This window comes from Yersinia sp. 2540 StPb PI (assembly GCF_052217165.1).
Classification (GTDB): domain Bacteria; phylum Pseudomonadota; class Gammaproteobacteria; order Enterobacterales; family Enterobacteriaceae; genus Yersinia; species Yersinia enterocolitica_E.
Window position 1 is genome coordinate 1,091,968 of the sequence record NZ_JAZGQC010000001.1, and the last position, 16,727, is coordinate 1,108,694.

Below are 16,727 nucleotides of genomic sequence, written 5' to 3' on the forward strand. Positions count from 1 at the left end.
GTAGGGTTAAGCTGAGATGGCGGAACGATGAAGTTTTTGCGCTTATCGGTGCGGGTTTTATTCAGAAAATAGAGATTTTTATAAGAAAAAGTTTTATCGCATTATCAAAATGATACATATCCAGCCGATAAATTTTCATTTCAAACAAAAAATAAACATTGTCTTAACTTGAGTGAAACATAAGTGTCTCTTATAGTTATTTCACGCCGCTGTGGCGTTCTCTCTGGGGGGTTATGCTATGAGCCCTAATAATATCAGCCGTCTGAGCACAATCAGTTTGGTAATATTGCTTGCCAGCTCACTTGCGGCATGTAGTGGAAGTGGTGGTGGTTCTCACAATACTGCGAAGAATAATTCGGGTCAGGCCGCCGGTGGAACCGGTTCTGGTAGTGATGGCAGTGGCGGCGATGGCAATGGCGGCACTGGCGGCGGAACGGGCGGAGGAACAGATAACGGTGGTGGGACAACCGCGAATAATTCCGCGGTCGGGAATGTGGTTAGTGGTGTCGGTACCGCCGTAGATGGTGTCGGCAATACGGTCAGTGATGTTGTCAGCCAAACACCTGTCGGCAGCTTGCCAATCGTCGGTGGTGGTTTGGTCACCGTGGTCGACAGTGCAGGTAATGCAGTCAGTGAGGTTGGGACCGGATTACAGAATGGCGTCGGCCAATTAGGAAATAATCCTAATGCTTTAGGCACGACAGCAGCCAGTGTACCGAAAGCCGTCGCTGATGTCGGTACTGGTGTTTCAGGATTGGGAGGCACGGTCTCAGGTATCGCTGCTAATACACCATTGGGCGGTGTTACCAGTACGGCAGGTGGGCTGGTGGATAAGACCGGCGGTGCGGTAACGTCCATTGGTAATGGGCTGGCGCAAGACCTGCAAACCGGTACCACCAGTAAGTTGACGACCGCAGCGACTGGCATAGTGACGCCGGTGGTGGGTCAGGTACAAGACATTACGCAAACCGTAGGTGGAACAACGGGGATTGGCGCGCCGGTTAATAACTTATTGACCGCGGTCGGCGGCACCGTTGCGGCGACGGGGACACAAGTGGGTACGAGTGTGTCAACCTTAGCGGGCGTGGGCCAGGTATTACAAGGCACCGGGCAGGCAGTTGAGAAGGCCGGTGGTCTGGTCACTCCTCCTGCGTCAACTGGTGGTTCGAATGGCTTATTGGCGGGCGTTACCACGACCTTGACTCCCAGCACCGGTGGCAGTAATAGCGGGTTGCTGGCAGGTGTGACTAACACCGTTGGTGGCATTACCGGTGGGTTGACTGCGGGCGTCTCCGCTAACGCAAATGCCAGTGCGGGGGGAGGCTTGGGCGGAATATTAAAACCAAAAACCAATTAAAAATATAATGAGATTTGCTCTCCCTTACTCTCTGGGGAGAGCCTCGCTATCTGACGATAATAAAAATAGGCTATTAAAATTATAATTTAATGTGCGCATAAGGAAATATTCTATGAATAATAGAGTGTGGCTGTTATTGTTATTTGGTACTGGTGGGATATGGCAATATAGTGCATGGGCCAATACGGTTCCCATGTTGATTGATCAGAATAACCCGTCCAGAATATCACGTGACATTGCTAAACCCCAAACCACACGAACAGCGCCACCTGCTATTTCAGTGCCTGCTCCCAACGCTAAGTTAACACTTGAAACCTTAATTGATGTGCAGCATATTCAATTTATTGGTGGTACGCGTTATGATCTTAAGTTACTTCGTGAACCGTTCAACGGTTATATTGGTAAAAAAGTACCGTTAAAGAATTTATTGGTGGCAACCCAATCTATTACTACATTATATCAGCAAGACGGTTATATTCTCTCTTATGCTTATTTACCCTCAGATAACTTTATTAATGGCACGGTAAAAATAGGCTTGGTTGAGGGTTACATTGCCAATACGCGGATTCAAAGTGAAAATGTTGCGATAGGCCGCTGGCTAACCAAGCTATCACAGCGCATCATGGCAGAGAAGCCACTGACGCAGGACACCTTTGAACGCTACAATATTTTGATGAGCCGGACCCCGGATACCAAAGTCATTGCCACGGCTAAAAACCCGGATAATATTTATGGCGCGACACTACTGGACGTTAAAGCCAGACATCCACGTAACTGGAATGTTAGTACTGCGCTGGATAGCCGCAAAGGAGTATACAGTGGTGTACTTAATGCAACCTTAAGTGGATTTACACCCTATGCCGAACAATTTGGTGTGGCGACGTTATTACCGCTCGACAGTAAAAATCGCGACCAATATCTTGGTTTAAACTATCAGCAATATCTAGGGAGCAATGGATTATTACTACAAACCCGTGGCAGCTATTATAAGCAGGTGCCCAAAGACTATACCGATGTACTGACATTGTATCCGCAGGATATTACCTTATCAACGCGTTCCGAGCAGACGCAATATACCGGTGGTGTGGTATTGAGTTATCCATTGCAATTAACGCGCAAGCGGCAATGGACCCTGAGTGGTGGCGTAGATTATCTGGAGAAAAGTTACAATCTAAAAACTCGCGCCCGATTTAATACTGTTAATAATTATTTGCTGGATTTAGAAGAGCAGAATCAGCGAATGCGTTATCCGGCGGCTGAATTAGCACTGGCGGGTTATCAGGAATATACCCAATCTTATTGGAGCACCCGCGCCAGTGTGCGCAAGGGGATCAATGGTGCTCTGGCATCCAGTTCGGTACCGTGGGGCGACTTGGGCTTTACCCGCTGGAAACTCACCGGTGACGGGGCATATCTGATGGATGAGAAATGGCGCTTGAGTGCCTCGGCAGAAGGGGATTGGTCGGACAATGATTTACCCGAGGCCGAGCATGTCACATTTGGCGGACTGCGCTTCGGCCGTGGTTATCCAGACAGTGACGCAACCGGGGATTATGGTTATGGCGGGCAGGTAGAAATGCGCTATCTGCATAACCGGGAACAGGGCAACTGGTTGAAGACGGTTCAACCTTATGTGGTTTTGGATACAGCCCACACGTGGTACAACTCTGCCATTTTCCCCGCGAAGAAGCTGGCTTCATATGCCGTTGGGGTGACCTTTGGTGACAACAAACACTATTCACTGTCATTGGAAGGGGCGAGGCCGATTGGCGACCTCCCCAGTGATAGCACACGCCGTGATTGGCGGTTTAATGCTACTTTGACCTATAATTTTGCCAATTAACGCAGGTGATGGATAACCTGATTAACGCAGGTGATGGATAACCTGATTACCGCTGCCACGCCAGATAAGCGAAGGATCTTTTAGATCTTGTACGAATTTGCCGTCAACCAACACGTTGATCAGATCAACCACTTGCTGTTGTTCGTCGCTCAGTTCAGCCAGGGTGTAGCCCGTCCAGACCCAAATATCTTTGCTATCGCACTCATTACGCACTCGCTTAACCAGTTGCAGTATCGCAGACAGGTTTTGCGGGTGCAGCGGATCACCGCCGGAGAGGGATAACCCCTGCCGATGGATGCGGGCGTCATTGAGATCAGCCACTATCTGATCCTCTAGTTCACGAGTAAATGGCTTACCCGAATTCAGTCGCCAGGTACTTTTGTTATAACAACCCACACACTGGTGCACGCAGCCAGAGACGAACAGCGTGCAACGGGTGCCGGGGCCGTTGATGACATCGACCGGGTAGTATTGATGATAGTTAATAATTACTTGTCCAATATGTTCCCCTTCGTACTTGAAGCTGAAGGGGGGGCGCTGCTTTCACAAACCCGAATCACTTGACTGCGTAAGTTCATCGGGATTAATGAGCCTCATCCTTGAGGCTCACCCTACGGGCTAGCATAAATGCTGTTCAAATCAGTTCCCGACCGATTTGTTATTCGCTTGCTGCCTACCTGCAACTCCAATTCCTTTGGGGGCGATTAATATTATTGGGGCAATTTCAATATTGAAAATCAGCCCAGTTGTCCGTTCGCCAGATGTTTCACGCGCCGCTTCACTTCTTCTTGCTTACCGGCATTGAATGGTCGTGCATCCGGGCTACCCAGATAGCCACATACTCTGCGGGTTACCGAGACTTTCGATGGCTCATGATTGCCACATTTCGGGCAGGTAAAACCTTTACTGGTACAAGAGAATTCACCGGTGAAGCCACATTCGTAGCACTCATCAATTGGCGTGTTAGTACCGTAATAAGGCACCCGACTGTAGCTGTAGTCCCAGACATCTTCCAACGCTCTGAGGTTGTGCTGCAAGTTAGGGTATTCGCCGTAACAAATGAAGCCGCCGTTCGCCAATGGTGGGTAAGGTGCTTCGAAGTCCAGTTTGTCGTATGGGTTAACTTTTTTCTCAACATCCAGATGGAAGCTGTTGGTGTAATAGCCTTTGTCGGTGACGCCGTCCACCACACCAAATTCAGCGGTATCAAGGCGGCAGAAACGGTCACACAGGTTTTCACTTGGTGTGCTGTACAGGCTAAAGGCGTAGCCGGTTTCATCTTTCCAGCTATCTGTTGCTTGTCTCATCCGTTCGACGATAGCCACGCCTTTTTCACGCAACTTTTGGTCATCAAAGACATGGGTCTGATGACCAAACAGCGCATTAACCGTTTCATGAATACCGATAAAGCCCAGCGAGATGGATGCGCGGCCATTTTTAAAGATCTCAGAAACGTTGTCGTCGGCTTGTAAGCGCACGCCGCAAGCCCCTTCCATATACAGAATCGGAGCCACACGGGCTTTAATCCCTTCCAGACGGGCAATACGGGTCATCAGGGCTTTCTTGGCTAACAGCAGGCGTTCATCCAATAATTGCCAGAATTGGGCTTCATCGCCTTTGGCTTCCAGCGCAATACGTGGCAGGTTGAGACTTATAACCCCGAGGTTATTACGGCCATCGTGGATCTGTTTACCCTCTTCTTCATACACTCCGAGGAAGCTGCGGCAACCCATTGGTGTTTTAAAGGAACCGGTTACTTTTACCACTTGGTCGTAATTTAGAATGTCCGGGTACATGCGTTTAGTCGCACACTCCAGCGCCAACTGTTTGATATCGTAATTGGCATCGCCAAACTTGTGATTAAGACCGTCACGGATAGCAAACACCAGTTTCGGGAATACCGCGGTTTTGCGATTTTTGCCCAAACCGGCAATACGGTTACGCAAAATGGCCTGCTGGATCATGCGCGATTGCCAACTGGTACCTAAGCCAAAACCGAAAGTGACAAAGGGGGTCTGACCATTGGCGGTGTGGAGGGTGTTAACTTCATATTCCAGTGACTGGAAGGCGTCGTAACACTCTTTCTCGGTGCGCGACATGGCATAACCGGCGGCATCAGGAATTTGCCACTCTTGAGCCACAGATTTATGTTTGTTAAAACTTTCAGTGACAAACGGGGCCAGAATTTCATCGATACGGTTAATGGTTGTACCACCATAGATATGGCTGGCAACCTGCGCGATAATCTGTGCGGTCACTGCGGTGGCGGTAGAAATGGATTTCGGTGGTTCAATTTCCGCATTACCCATTTTAAAGCCTTGGGTTAGCATGCCATCGAGATCAATCAACATACAGTTGAACATTGGGAAGAAGGGCGCGTAATCCAAATCGTGATAGTGGATTTCACCACGTTCATGCGCTAACACCACATCCCGTGGCAAGATATGCTGTTTGGCATAGTGTTTCGCCACAATACCGGCCAGCAGATCGCGCTGGGTGGGGATCACTTTACTGTCTTTATTGGCATTTTCGTTAAGCAGCGCTTTGTTACTTTGCTCAACCAATCCACGGATTTCCTGATTCAGGCGACCACGCAGCTCCCGCGAGATATCCCTGTCATGGCGATATTCAATATAGGCGCGGGCTAACTGCTTGTATTGACCGGCCATCAGTTGGTTTTCTACCGCAGTTTGGATGTCGCGGATATCAACTTTCGGCTGGTTTTCCATCGTCTGAGCGACCACACGGGCAACAGTTGCACAATAATCTGCGTCCACAACGTCAACAGCCAAGGCTGCGCGCTCGACGGCTTCCTTGATCCGCACCTCATCAAAAGGTACCTGACAACCGTCCCGTTTAATCACTACTGTTTTCACAATGCCTGCTCCTGTAGCCGGTAATAATTATCCACAAGAAATCTTATCCACAAGGCAAGCCGCAGCGGGTAAGGGCTGCGAGGGAGGTGTGGATGGTTTTGTGGATAACTACTACATATAGATGTTTGAATTCCTACAACCACTATATATGGGTAATGGCAGAAGTGACAGTCAACTAATTTGACTTAGAACAAGGAAATCGACGTTAGGTCTATTCCCTGCTCAGTGCGTCACAAAAACGATATTTTTATGTGACTTATTGTGCGGATAAAGCGTGATGTGGGCCGAAATGTTTTAACAGAAAATCAACCCAAACACGGACTCTGGGGGGTAAATCGGCAGAAGCATAATAAAGCCATACTGGGGTCGGGGCGGGCCAGTAACTCACCAATACCGGCATAAGGCTGCCATCGGCAAAGTGTGGCGCTGCATGCCATTGTGCCACATAGGTGATCCCCATATCCGCTAATGCGGCATGTAGCAGCATATCCGGCTGGGAAGAGATCAAACGACCTGACAACTCTAAGGATTGAACCTCATTATTCTGCTGCAATTGCCATTTTACTCTCCGGCCATTTGATGGATTACGGTGTATTAAACACTGATGCTGATAGAGGTCTTGTGGGTTACTGGGTGAACCATTGCGGGCCAGATAAGCAGGGGATGCCGCCAGCAGCATTTGCATTGGGTAAAGCTGACGAGCAATCAAGCGGCTATCGGGATCGATGCGAGTGCCGATACCGACATCAAATCCTTCTCCGACCAAATTCACCACTCTGGCCTCCAGTGAAAGATCCAAATCAATCTGCGGATAACGCGCCATAAATTTTGGAATAAGTGGCATCAACAGTTGGCGGCCAAAGCCGGGGATGACACTGACCCGCACCGTACCACTGGGTTGTCGCTCATCATTACGCACCGTATCCAGAGTGGTGGAAAGTGCCTGCCACAGTGGTGCCACTCGTGCCAATAATGTTTTGCCTTCATCCGTTAGCACCACGCTGTGGGTATTGCGCTGAAACAGACGTAGCGCCAGTTTTTCTTCCAGTACGCGGATATTCTTGCTGACCGCAGCGGGTGTGATACCTAGCTGCCTGGCTGCGGTGGAGAAGTTGTCACTCTGAGCTGCGGTGAGAAAAGCGGGCAGTAAACGATGAATATCCAGAGGCAGCGACATAGTGGTTGATACCTTTAGTTGAAATTAATGTGACTGATAGCAGCCTACACCGACCAGCCGGAAAATGAAAAAATAGGTTTATCAAACTGGTTGGAGAAGTGCTATGCCCGCTATTTTAGTCTTAACATCTCATCGTCACCCGGATGAGTCTCGTATTAACCGTCGGTTGATAGAGGCCATCCGCCCATTAGTGAATGTCACGGTGCATGAACTGATGCGTGAATACCCTGATTTTCAGATAGATGTGGCGCGGGAACAGGAGTTGTTGAAGTCACATGATGTGATTGTGATGATGTTTCCGTTTTACTGGTACAGCTCACCGGCTATTTTAAGTGAATGGCAGGATGCGGTATTAACCCATGGTTTTGCCTACGGCAGTGGTGGCAATAAGCTACAGGGTAAGCCGTTGCAGTTGGTGGTCTCCACTGGAGGGAAGGCTCAGGATTATACGCCACAGGGATATAACCGTTATCCGGCGTTAGATCTGTTATTGCCCTTCCATGCCATGGCAAACCTGACCGGAATGGATTATTTACCACCGTTTTTGGTGCAGGGGGCAAATGAGATGGAGGAGGAGACGTTGGATGGTTATGTGCAGGGTGTGGTGGGGTTGATGAAGGGGTTTTAGTCACTCGTCCTGGTGGTAAGTGATCCGGTTGATTATTTTGGTTGATTTGGTGATCCGGTTGATTCGGTTGATTCGGTGATCCGGTTCGGTTGTTAGAATAGATCGGATCACTGTTTCGGTTGATAATCGTTCAGTGCTCAATTCATTTCCGCCGCCTCAACCGAGTTAAGGCCCATAAGCGTGGGCCTTAACAATCCGCGCTTGCGCACGTATCGCTGGCCTGCTTCGCAGGTGCCCTCAATCATCGTTCCGGCTAACGGACGGCTTTATTCGCGTCCCTGCTCATGACGCCTCAACCCGCCGTCCTTGGCGGGTTGCCTTGCCTACTCTCTTCACTCGGCTGCTCAAATGTGCTTTTAAACATCAAAACCTAAAGAAAAGGTTTTGATTTTGACGTTGGGCGCAATCAGGAATATTGCCGACAAAGATTGCAGGCCGAATGAGCCGCATGGACGCGGCGAAAGGGGCTGTCGAGCTGGGAGCGAGTCGGGCCCGGTTCGATTAGCCTGCAAGCTGCCGGAGGGCATGGCGAAGCCACAATATTTCGCGCAAGCGCGGGATTCCATAAGGGGGCGCGCCCGCCCCCTTTGGCGGTTGAGGCGACTAAGGTTAGGTTAGCCGTAAAGTTATAACAACCGAATCCGAGCACCGAATTAACGGAAACAGTGATCCAATCTATTCTAACAACCGAATCCGAGCACCGAATCAACGGAAACAGTGATCCGATCTATTCTAACAACCGAATCCGAGCACCGAATCAACCGAAACAGTGATCCGATCTATTCTATCAACCAAACTTAACCCACGAGTGAACGGCAAAACGCTATCCCATAAAATGCTCAGCTAGCTCTAAATCCCGCCGGGCAAACTCTCTTACTATCTTCCCGCTCTCCATCAGGGCCGCGCGTTCAGACATATGGGCCACCACATCGCTGTCGTGGCTGACCAATAAATACGTCATGCCATGTTCGCGTTTCAAGTGATTGAGCAAATTGAGGATTTCCGCCTGAACCGACATATCTAATGCTGAAGTAGGTTCATCCAGTAACAACAGTTTTGGTCGCAATAACAGGGCGCGAGCAATAGCAATACGCTGGCGCTGGCCGCCAGAGAACTGATGAGGGTAACGCTGGGCGGCAGAAGCAGGCAGACCTACTTGCTCTAATGCACTTACGATTCGCTGCTGGATATTCTTTTCACCGTGAATCTGTAATGGCTCACCCAATGTGCGTTGAATATTATGCTGAGGGTGCAGCGACGCATAAGGGTCTTGAAACACCATCTGCACATCTTTACGCAGTTGGCCGGTGAAACGTTGCCCTGGCCGTAACGGCGTACCCAGCAAGGTTATCTCCCCTTGCCATTCTCGCTGTAGACCGGCCAAAGTACGTAATACCGTGGATTTACCACAACCGGATGCGCCGATCAGGCTGAAGGTTTCACCCGCTTCAACGGCAAAACTTACTGATTCAACCGCTGTTTTTACCTGATTCTTCTGAGGGAAACTGACCCGGAGATTATTGACTTCAATCAGTGCCATGGGAACCTCCAGAGAAATCAGCGCTGCGATCTAATACTGGCAAGTCAGTGCCATAGGTACCGGCATTCGGGCGGCAGGCCCATAACGTATGGGTATAAGGATGAGTTGAATAAGGCAAATCTGCCGCCGCCCCTTGATCGACCAGTTTCCCTTGATACATCACCAGCACGCGATGGCAATGCTCAGCGACCAACGGCAAATCGTGGCTTATCAACAGTAAACTCATATTGCGCTGCTCGGTTTGTTCAACAATCAATTCAAGAATTTGATTACGCAGTTTGGCATCCAAGGCTGATGTTGGTTCGTCGGCAATTAATACTCGTGGGTTATTCACCAATGCTATAGCTAACATTGCCCGCTGGCCCATTCCGCCGGAGAGTTGGCCAGGATAGCTGTGGTAAGCACCTTCATTCAGCCCGACGGCAGCCAGTGCATTTAATACTCGTTCATGAGCATCGGCCCCTGAGAGAGCATTATGTAACAGCAGGGATTCTTCAATTTGCTTACCTACGGTTCGCACCGGATTCAGTGCGTAGCGGGGATCTTGCAGCACCATAGCAATTTCACTGCCACGTAACTCACCCCACTGTTTCGGCTTAAGGGATGTCAAATCGTGTTCGACGATCTTACCGGGATTTCCTTGTTCATCGGTATTGTCAGAGTAATAACTCAGCTTTTTGGCGCTGACTTTGCCCGGTGAGCGAACTAACCCCATCAGTGCTCTGGCAGTAATGGATTTACCGGAACCGGATTCACCGACCAGTGCTACGCGCTCATGGCCGAGCTGGAAAGAGATATTATCCACCACCCGCTGTTGTTTAAAGTCGACACTCAAGCCTTCAACGGCGAAAATTTTATCAGTCATGGTGAGGATCCAAAATATCGCGCAGGCCATCGCCTAACAGATTAAAAGCCATGCTGCTGAGCAAAATGGCGCAGCCTGGGATCGCGGCGATCCACCATTGATCGAAGATAACCTGCATTCCGTCAGCAACCATTGATCCCCATTCGGACATGGGCGGTCTGGCTCCTAGCCCGAGGAAACCTAACCCGGCAGCGGCCAAAATAATGCCAGCTAAATCCAGCGCCAGACGCACCACCGCCGAGGGGAGACACATGGGTAAAATATGGCCCCACAATAGCCGAAGACCTTTAATTCCCATCATTTCAGCGGCGGCCAGATAATCACTTTTGCGCAATAATTGGATCTCGGCTCTGGCCTGACGGGCATAGGCCGGCCAGGTAGTCAGTGCCAATGCCAATGCACCGTTAATCAAACCGGGGCCGAGCATCGCCACGAAGGCAAAGGCCAGAATCAGCCGTGGCATCGACATCACTACATCAGTGATGCGCATCAAAATGCGTTCGAGCCAGCCACCGTAATAGCCGGACAGCACGCCGACCAGTAACCCCAATGGTAGCGTGATCACGGTAACCAGCAGTACCAGCCCTAAGGTTGGGCGGGTGCCGTAAATCAGGCGCGACAGCATATCGCGGCCATAACTATCAGTACCGAGCCAGTGGTGTGCACCCGGCGGTAATAAACGGTCGGCTGCGTTTTGCCAGTTGGGATCTTGTGGCGCTAACCACGGAGCGAAAATCGCAATGATCACCAGCGAGGAGAGAATAAACAGTCCAATGCTGGTGGAGGGGGAACGCTTTAGCGCGTGGCAGAAGGTTATCATCGACATATCAGCGCGTTCTCGGATCCAGCAGGCGGACCAGCAGATCCGTCACATTGTTAATCAAAATAAAGCAGATACCTAGCAGCAGTGTCCCGCCCATAATCGCGGTGGTATCGCCAGCAAATAGTGCGCTGGTCAGGTAACGGCCAATACCCGGCCAGGCAAAAACGGTTTCGGTTAACACCGCACCTTCCAACATACTGGTATAGGCCAGCGCAATCACGGTCAGTAATGTGCCACGGATATTGGGTAGTACATGCATCAGCAGAATTCGCATTTCACCCGCGCCTTTCGCTCGCGCCAGTGTAATGTACTCTTTATTCAGCTCGCTCAAGCAGGCTGAGCGGGTCAGGCGGGTGATACTGGCCAGAGCATAGTAAGAAAGCAGGGAAACCGGCAAAATTAAATGGGCGATGGCATTACTAAAGGCACCGGTATCATTGGAGCGCCAGGTGTCAATCAGCGCAAATCCGGTCTTCGCTTCCACAGTATATTGATAAATATCGTCAAGGCGACCGGGCCCCGGGCTCCATTGCAGGCGCGCATAAAACAGCAGCAACATCAGCAGGCCAAGCCAAAAGATAGGTACCGAGTTACCCAGCAAGGTGATAAAGCGAATCGTGGCATCCAGCTTGCTGCCTGCCCAGCGGGCGCACAACAAGCCGAGGATAACCCCCAGTGCTGCGCCAATCACTAATGACAAGGTGGCCAATTCTAACGAGGCGGGGAAAACTGTCAGCAGATCCTGTAACACGGGTTGGCCGCTGGCACTGGCAGTACCCAGATCGCCATGCAGCAGCCGCACCAAATAGTGCCAGAACTGCACGGCTAATGGCTGATCCAGCCCAAGTTGGTGTTTAACTTGTTGATAGGTAGCCTCACTGGCGTGGTCCCCCACGATTTGTAATACCCTATCTACCGGCGACAGCGCCGACAGGAAAAAGGTAATTACCAGCAGACCGAATAAGGTCAGGGCCAGGGTAAATAAACCCTGTAAAAACCCCCAAAGACGACGCCGGGATTGGGTTCCCGGCGTATTATTTAGTGCTACAGACATCGACTAGCAACTCACTGTTTCATAGATACATTTATCGATATATCAACCAGCTATGCCCAAGAACTTGGCGTTACAGGTAGGCGGCAAATGAACGAGTCCCGATGAGCTTACACTGGTAAGTGATTCGGGTAAGTTCACGCAGCTAACAACCCTGCAACTTCAAGTACGCAGGGAATAGGCTATTTGCTGACACGGTCATAATAGACCATATCCGCATTCAAACCTTGCTGGTAGCCTTTTACGTTATCGCGCAGCACAACTTGTGCTTTGGCTTGATCAATAAAGATATAAGGCGAGTTCTGTTGCAGCTCTTGTTGCAACTGGGTATAGAGCGCAGTGCGTTTCGCCGGATCGGCTTCTGCGACGGCGGCCAGTGTTTGTTTATTCAGCTCAGGAATAACCCAACCGTTTAAACCGGCAACAGTGCTGCTCTTGCCGTCGTTATAGGCAAAGGCGCTGGCATTGGAGTGCGCATCAAAGTAATCCGGGATCCACAAGCGGATAGCAGACTGATGTTGTTTAGCGCGGACTCGACCATACACTTGGCTGCCTGCTGCTGGCAGTAACACCAATTTCACGCCACCTTGAGCAAAACTTGCCTGTAACGATTGAGCGATGGTGATAAACGGAGGTTTGTTCTCAACATCCAGTGTCAATGTGGCATCTTTAATGCCTGCTTTGGCCAAAATCTCTTTAGCTTTAGCCGGATCAAAGGTGAATGGATTGCTTTCGAGAGCACCTGGTAAACCGACCGGCAGGAAACTTTGATGCACGAAATATTGGCCTTTCAGCAGATCTTTGGTAATTCCTTCATAATCAACCAAATAGCGTGAAGCGAGCCAGAATTCAGGTTTGCTCAATAGTGGGTTAGCAGGGTTGGCGGTGTTGAATACCAAATAGTTTTGTTCCGCTGAAGGGATCTCAACCACCTTAACGCCAGCTTGTGTTTTCAGCGCGGCGGTCTGATCTGGCCCCAATTCACGGGCAATATCGGCATCACCCTGCTGAATAAGCAGGCGGCGGGCACTTGGGTCCGGTACGTTTTTGATAATGATATTTTTAATCAGCGGCTTATCACCCGGAGATGTCGGGTTGGCATCCAGCACGATGGCTTGGTGCGGCTGATATACCCGCATTTTGAACGGACCACTACCGGCGGAATGCATTTTCAGCCAGGCATTACCATAGTCGTTTTCTTTAACATTGGCGCTGACGGCTTTCTTATCAACAATTGAGGCGATTGGGGTTGATAAGATATTCAGAGCAACCGCTGGGCTGACATCAGCGCTCCAGCTCAGTTGAACGGTCTTGTTATCAATCTTTTTCAGATGTTGATCGATGTTGCTAGCATCCCAGCCCAGTACGTTAAGGATGAAAGCCGGTGAACGGTTCATTTTTATCGCACGGGTAAAGGAGTAAATCACGTCATCGGCCTGCACTGGATTACCAGAAGCAAATTCAGCCTGCGGACGTAATTTCACGGTAAGGGTTTTGGCTGCGGCATCACCTTGCCAACTTTCAGCAAGGATCGGCACCACTTTTGCCGGGTCATCACGATCAGCCTGTACCAGCCGCTGGTAGAGACTTGGAACCGTTTGAATACTCGACAGTTCATTACTTTCAGCCGGATCAAGGCTGACGATATCATCCAGGGATTGTACTACGACCAGAGTATCTGGTGGCGTTGCTGCCAATGCACCGCCAGATAGTGCTGTCAAAACCAATAATGACAGAATTTTAGCTTTCATTGTGACTCCCCGAAATGGGCTACAACCACGAATGTTTTCGCGTTAATAGCAAGTATAGATAGTTAACATCGCTAGGAAATTATTGTTTTTTCGACTATTTCATCGCAGTTTCTCACGATAATGGCTTTACTGTCTGTGGTCAAAGTCTCAACAGTTATTTGTTATAACAATTAGTGATAAAAAAATTTTACAAAAAAGTAATGATTATTAATTCGTCCAGCAGCACAATCTTTATTCCAGCTTAATAAATGTTAAACACTTCCCACTAAATGAACAGTGAACTGGTTATAATGAAACGTTATTTCATTTTATTTACACGAAAGGGAAAGCCATGATTACCGGAAATATTCATCATTTGGAATTGTTGCCTTATCTGCCTGCACAATTAAAAGAAGCTATTGAGTATGTGAAGAGCCATATCACCGCAGAAACCCCATTGGGTAAGCATGATATTGATGGCAATAATCTATTCGTATTGATCTCCAATGACTGCACGGATTATCTGGAAAATCGCCGTGCGGAATATCACGCTAAGTATCTGGATATTCAGATTGTTTTGGCGGGCGTCGAGGGGATGACGTTCAGTAATCAGCCTGCCGGTAAGCCGGACACTGACTGGTTAGCGGACAAAGACATCGCTTTTTTACCGGCGGGTGTTGATGAGAAGCAGTTTGTTATGCAGACCGGTGATTTTGTGGTGTTCTACCCGGGTGAAGTGCATAAACCACTGTGTGCGGTGGGGGAACCGGCTAATGTGCGTAAAGCTGTTGTGAAGATATCTGTAAAATAAGCTATTTCACTTGTCAGCTTGAGCTTCGGGCAGTGCTCGCCGCCGTCACATACTCCGTGTATGCTCCGTTGGCTGCGCGCTGTCCGCACTCAATCTGCCTGCGCCAATAACGCTTATTGATTAGATGTGAAAATAATTAAAAGCCGACACATCAGATGATCGGCCCTGTTATGTTTAGTCTTGACCCAATGTCGCGACCATCACTGCTTTGATGGTATGCAGGCGGTTTTCTGCTTGATCAAATACGATGCTGTGAGCAGATTCAAACACCTCTTCGGTAACCTCCATTCCCCCCGGCAAATCATACTGTTCGGCCATTTGTTTGCCCACGGTAGTTTGGTCATCGTGGAATGCAGGCAGGCAGTGCAGGAATTTGACCTGCGGGTTACCGGTGAGTTTTACCACCTCCATATTGACCTGATAAGGTTTCAGTAAGGCAACACGTTCTTGCCACACCTCTTTCGGCTCACCCATTGACACCCAAACATCGGTGTACAGGAAATCAGCGCCTTTTACCCCTTCGGCAATATCTTCTGTCAGCGTGATTTTTCCGCCCGTTTTCTGTGCCTGCGCTCGACAAGCCGCCACCAAACTGGCCTCCGGCCAACATGCTTTTGGTGCAACCAGGCGCAGATCCATTCCAACCAGAGCCGCCGCTTCCAGCATGGTGTTACCCATGTTGTTACGCGCATCACCAAGATAGGCAAACTTCATTTCACTCAGCGCCTTACCCGGCAAATGCTCTTGCATGGTCAGCAAATCAGCCAGTAGCTGGGTTGGATGGAATTCATTTGTCAGACCATTCCATACCGGGACGCCGGCAAATTCGGCCAACGTTTCAACGATTTGTTGCCCGTGACCGCGATATTGGATACCGTCATACATGCGGCCTAGCACTCTGGCGGTATCTTTAATTGATTCTTTATGCCCAATTTGGCTCCCGCCTGGGCCGAGGTAAGTCACGCGAGCACCTTGATCATATGCGGCAACTTCGAAAGAGCATCGGGTACGAGTCGAGTCTTTTTCGAAGATGAGCGCGATATTCTTACCTGCTAATTTTTGCTGCTCACAGCCTGATTTCTTGGCTTGCTTGAGTTCAGCAGCTAGATCCAGCAGGGCCGTAATCTCGATGGGGGTAAAATCCAGTAACCTTAGAAAGTGACGTTTATAGAACTGACTCATCTGTTCATCTCCATTTGCCCTTCATACTTGCTGTCTGGCTACAACACCAATTATTGGGGGGATTAATTGAACTTCAATGTGAATTTAAATTCAATTTATACGTATAAATATTCAATTACAACCCTAATCAATAAATCTTTCTCGTTTATAGTGGAGGCATTAGCGTGGGTGTGGGAAAATAGCATCATACAAAGCCCATTGACTGAGGATAAAGGCATGGCAAACCGCGAAATGCTGGACGAACAACGTGACGAGACCCGCCTGATCATCGAAGAACTGCTAGACGATGGCAGTGACCCAGATGCGCTATACACCATTGAACATCACCTTTCCGCTGAGAAGTTCGACGTGTTGGAGAAGGCTGCCGTTGAAGCATTCAAGCTGGGTTATGAAGTGACAGATGCTGAAGAGCTGGAAGTGGAAGATGGCTCATTAGTGATGTGTTGTGACGTGATCAGTGAAGTTGCACTAAATGCTGAAATCATTGATGCACAGGTTGAACAACTGATTGCACTGGCCGAAACCTGTGGCGTTAACTACGATGGTTGGGGCACCTACTACGAAGACCCGAACGCCGAAGATGACGAAGAGGGTGATTTCGACGGTGAAGAGTTGGTGGATGAAGACGACGACGGTAAGCGCCACTAAATTACCCTTCGTCCTTGACGCTATAGCGGTGTTAGCTGCACTCACTCACCCGAATCACTGACTTGAGTCAGCTCATCGGGATTTGCTCGTTTGCTGCCTTGCTATAGCGCCAATGACTTTGGGTAATTGCCCTGGTGCTTGACGCTATAGCGGTGTTAGCGGCATTTTCCAGCTAATACTATCAGGGCGCTCGATG

Annotated in this window: 14 protein-coding genes; 5 read left to right on the top strand and 9 right to left on the bottom strand. The window is 49.4% G+C overall.

Going from position 1 to position 16,727, the window contains the following annotated elements; genetic code table 11:
• Positions 1–238: 238 nt before the first annotated feature.
• Both V1956_RS04950 and V1956_RS04955 read left to right on the top strand, forming a co-directional pair.
• Positions 239–1,357, top strand: coding sequence for a collagen-like triple helix repeat-containing protein (locus tag V1956_RS04950; protein WP_442824852.1), 1,119 nt, complete (start codon positions 239–241; stop codon positions 1,355–1,357).
• Positions 1,358–1,469: 112 nt separating this feature from the next.
• On the top strand, positions 1,470–3,200 hold the full coding sequence (locus V1956_RS04955) for a ShlB/FhaC/HecB family hemolysin secretion/activation protein (RefSeq protein ID WP_442824853.1): 1,731 nt from the start codon (positions 1,470–1,472) through the stop codon (positions 3,198–3,200).
• Positions 3,201–3,221: 21 nt separating this feature from the next.
• On the opposite strand, the gene nrdG is transcribed toward V1956_RS04955, so the two are convergent.
• The 3 genes from nrdG to V1956_RS04970 form a co-directional block, all read right to left on the bottom strand.
• The gene (gene nrdG, locus V1956_RS04960; RefSeq protein ID WP_372559811.1) at positions 3,222–3,686 is read right to left on the bottom strand and encodes an anaerobic ribonucleoside-triphosphate reductase-activating protein; all 465 of its coding nucleotides are present in this window, start codon (positions 3,684–3,686) and stop codon (positions 3,222–3,224) included.
• A 251-nt stretch (positions 3,687–3,937) separates the two neighbouring features.
• Positions 3,938–6,076 (bottom strand): anaerobic ribonucleoside-triphosphate reductase, encoded by a 2,139-nt coding sequence (nrdD, locus tag V1956_RS04965; RefSeq protein ID WP_372557864.1) that lies wholly within the window; start codon positions 6,074–6,076, stop codon positions 3,938–3,940.
• Between the two features lie 256 nt (positions 6,077–6,332).
• The gene (locus V1956_RS04970) at positions 6,333–7,253 is read right to left on the bottom strand and encodes a LysR family transcriptional regulator (RefSeq protein WP_420074642.1); all 921 of its coding nucleotides are present in this window, start codon (positions 7,251–7,253) and stop codon (positions 6,333–6,335) included.
• A gap of 103 nt (positions 7,254–7,356) precedes the next feature.
• Between V1956_RS04970 and V1956_RS04975 the strand changes: the two genes are divergently transcribed.
• Positions 7,357–7,881 carry an NAD(P)H-dependent oxidoreductase gene (locus tag V1956_RS04975; protein ID WP_420072244.1) on the top strand — a complete coding sequence of 175 codons (525 nt, stop codon included), beginning with the start codon at positions 7,357–7,359 and terminating at the stop codon, positions 7,879–7,881.
• A gap of 823 nt (positions 7,882–8,704) precedes the next feature.
• Here V1956_RS04975 and V1956_RS04980 read toward each other — a convergent pair.
• The 5 genes from V1956_RS04980 to V1956_RS05000 form a co-directional block, all read right to left on the bottom strand.
• A complete protein-coding gene (locus V1956_RS04980; protein WP_420072171.1) occupies positions 8,705–9,421 on the bottom strand; it encodes an ABC transporter ATP-binding protein in 717 nt (238 codons plus the stop codon).
• The gene (locus V1956_RS04985; protein ID WP_442824854.1) at positions 9,408–10,286 is read right to left on the bottom strand and encodes an ABC transporter ATP-binding protein; all 879 of its coding nucleotides are present in this window, start codon (positions 10,284–10,286) and stop codon (positions 9,408–9,410) included. Before V1956_RS04985 ends, V1956_RS04980 begins: the two co-directional genes overlap by 14 nt.
• Positions 10,279–11,112 (bottom strand): ABC transporter permease, encoded by an 834-nt coding sequence (locus V1956_RS04990; protein ID WP_005186584.1) that lies wholly within the window; start codon positions 11,110–11,112, stop codon positions 10,279–10,281. Before V1956_RS04990 ends, V1956_RS04985 begins: the two co-directional genes overlap by 8 nt.
• A gap of 1 nt (position 11,113) precedes the next feature.
• Positions 11,114–12,163 carry an ABC transporter permease gene (locus V1956_RS04995; protein ID WP_372557869.1) on the bottom strand — a complete coding sequence of 350 codons (1,050 nt, stop codon included), beginning with the start codon at positions 12,161–12,163 and terminating at the stop codon, positions 11,114–11,116.
• A 179-nt stretch (positions 12,164–12,342) separates the two neighbouring features.
• Positions 12,343–13,911 (bottom strand): ABC transporter substrate-binding protein, encoded by a 1,569-nt coding sequence (locus tag V1956_RS05000; protein ID WP_372557870.1) that lies wholly within the window; start codon positions 13,909–13,911, stop codon positions 12,343–12,345.
• A gap of 331 nt (positions 13,912–14,242) precedes the next feature.
• Here V1956_RS05000 and V1956_RS05005 point away from each other — a divergent pair, with 331 nt between their 5' ends.
• Entirely contained in the window at positions 14,243–14,701 is a 459-nt protein-coding gene (locus V1956_RS05005; protein ID WP_083160830.1) for a YhcH/YjgK/YiaL family protein, read from the top strand.
• A 174-nt stretch (positions 14,702–14,875) separates the two neighbouring features.
• On the opposite strand, the gene argF is transcribed toward V1956_RS05005, so the two are convergent.
• Positions 14,876–15,883 carry an ornithine carbamoyltransferase gene (argF, locus tag V1956_RS05010; RefSeq protein WP_372557871.1) on the bottom strand — a complete coding sequence of 336 codons (1,008 nt, stop codon included), beginning with the start codon at positions 15,881–15,883 and terminating at the stop codon, positions 14,876–14,878.
• Between the two features lie 216 nt (positions 15,884–16,099).
• On the opposite strand from argF, the gene rraB reads away from it, so the two are divergent.
• Positions 16,100–16,531 (top strand): ribonuclease E inhibitor RraB, encoded by a 432-nt coding sequence (rraB, locus tag V1956_RS05015; protein WP_420072174.1) that lies wholly within the window; start codon positions 16,100–16,102, stop codon positions 16,529–16,531.
• Positions 16,532–16,727 lie beyond the last annotated feature (196 nt).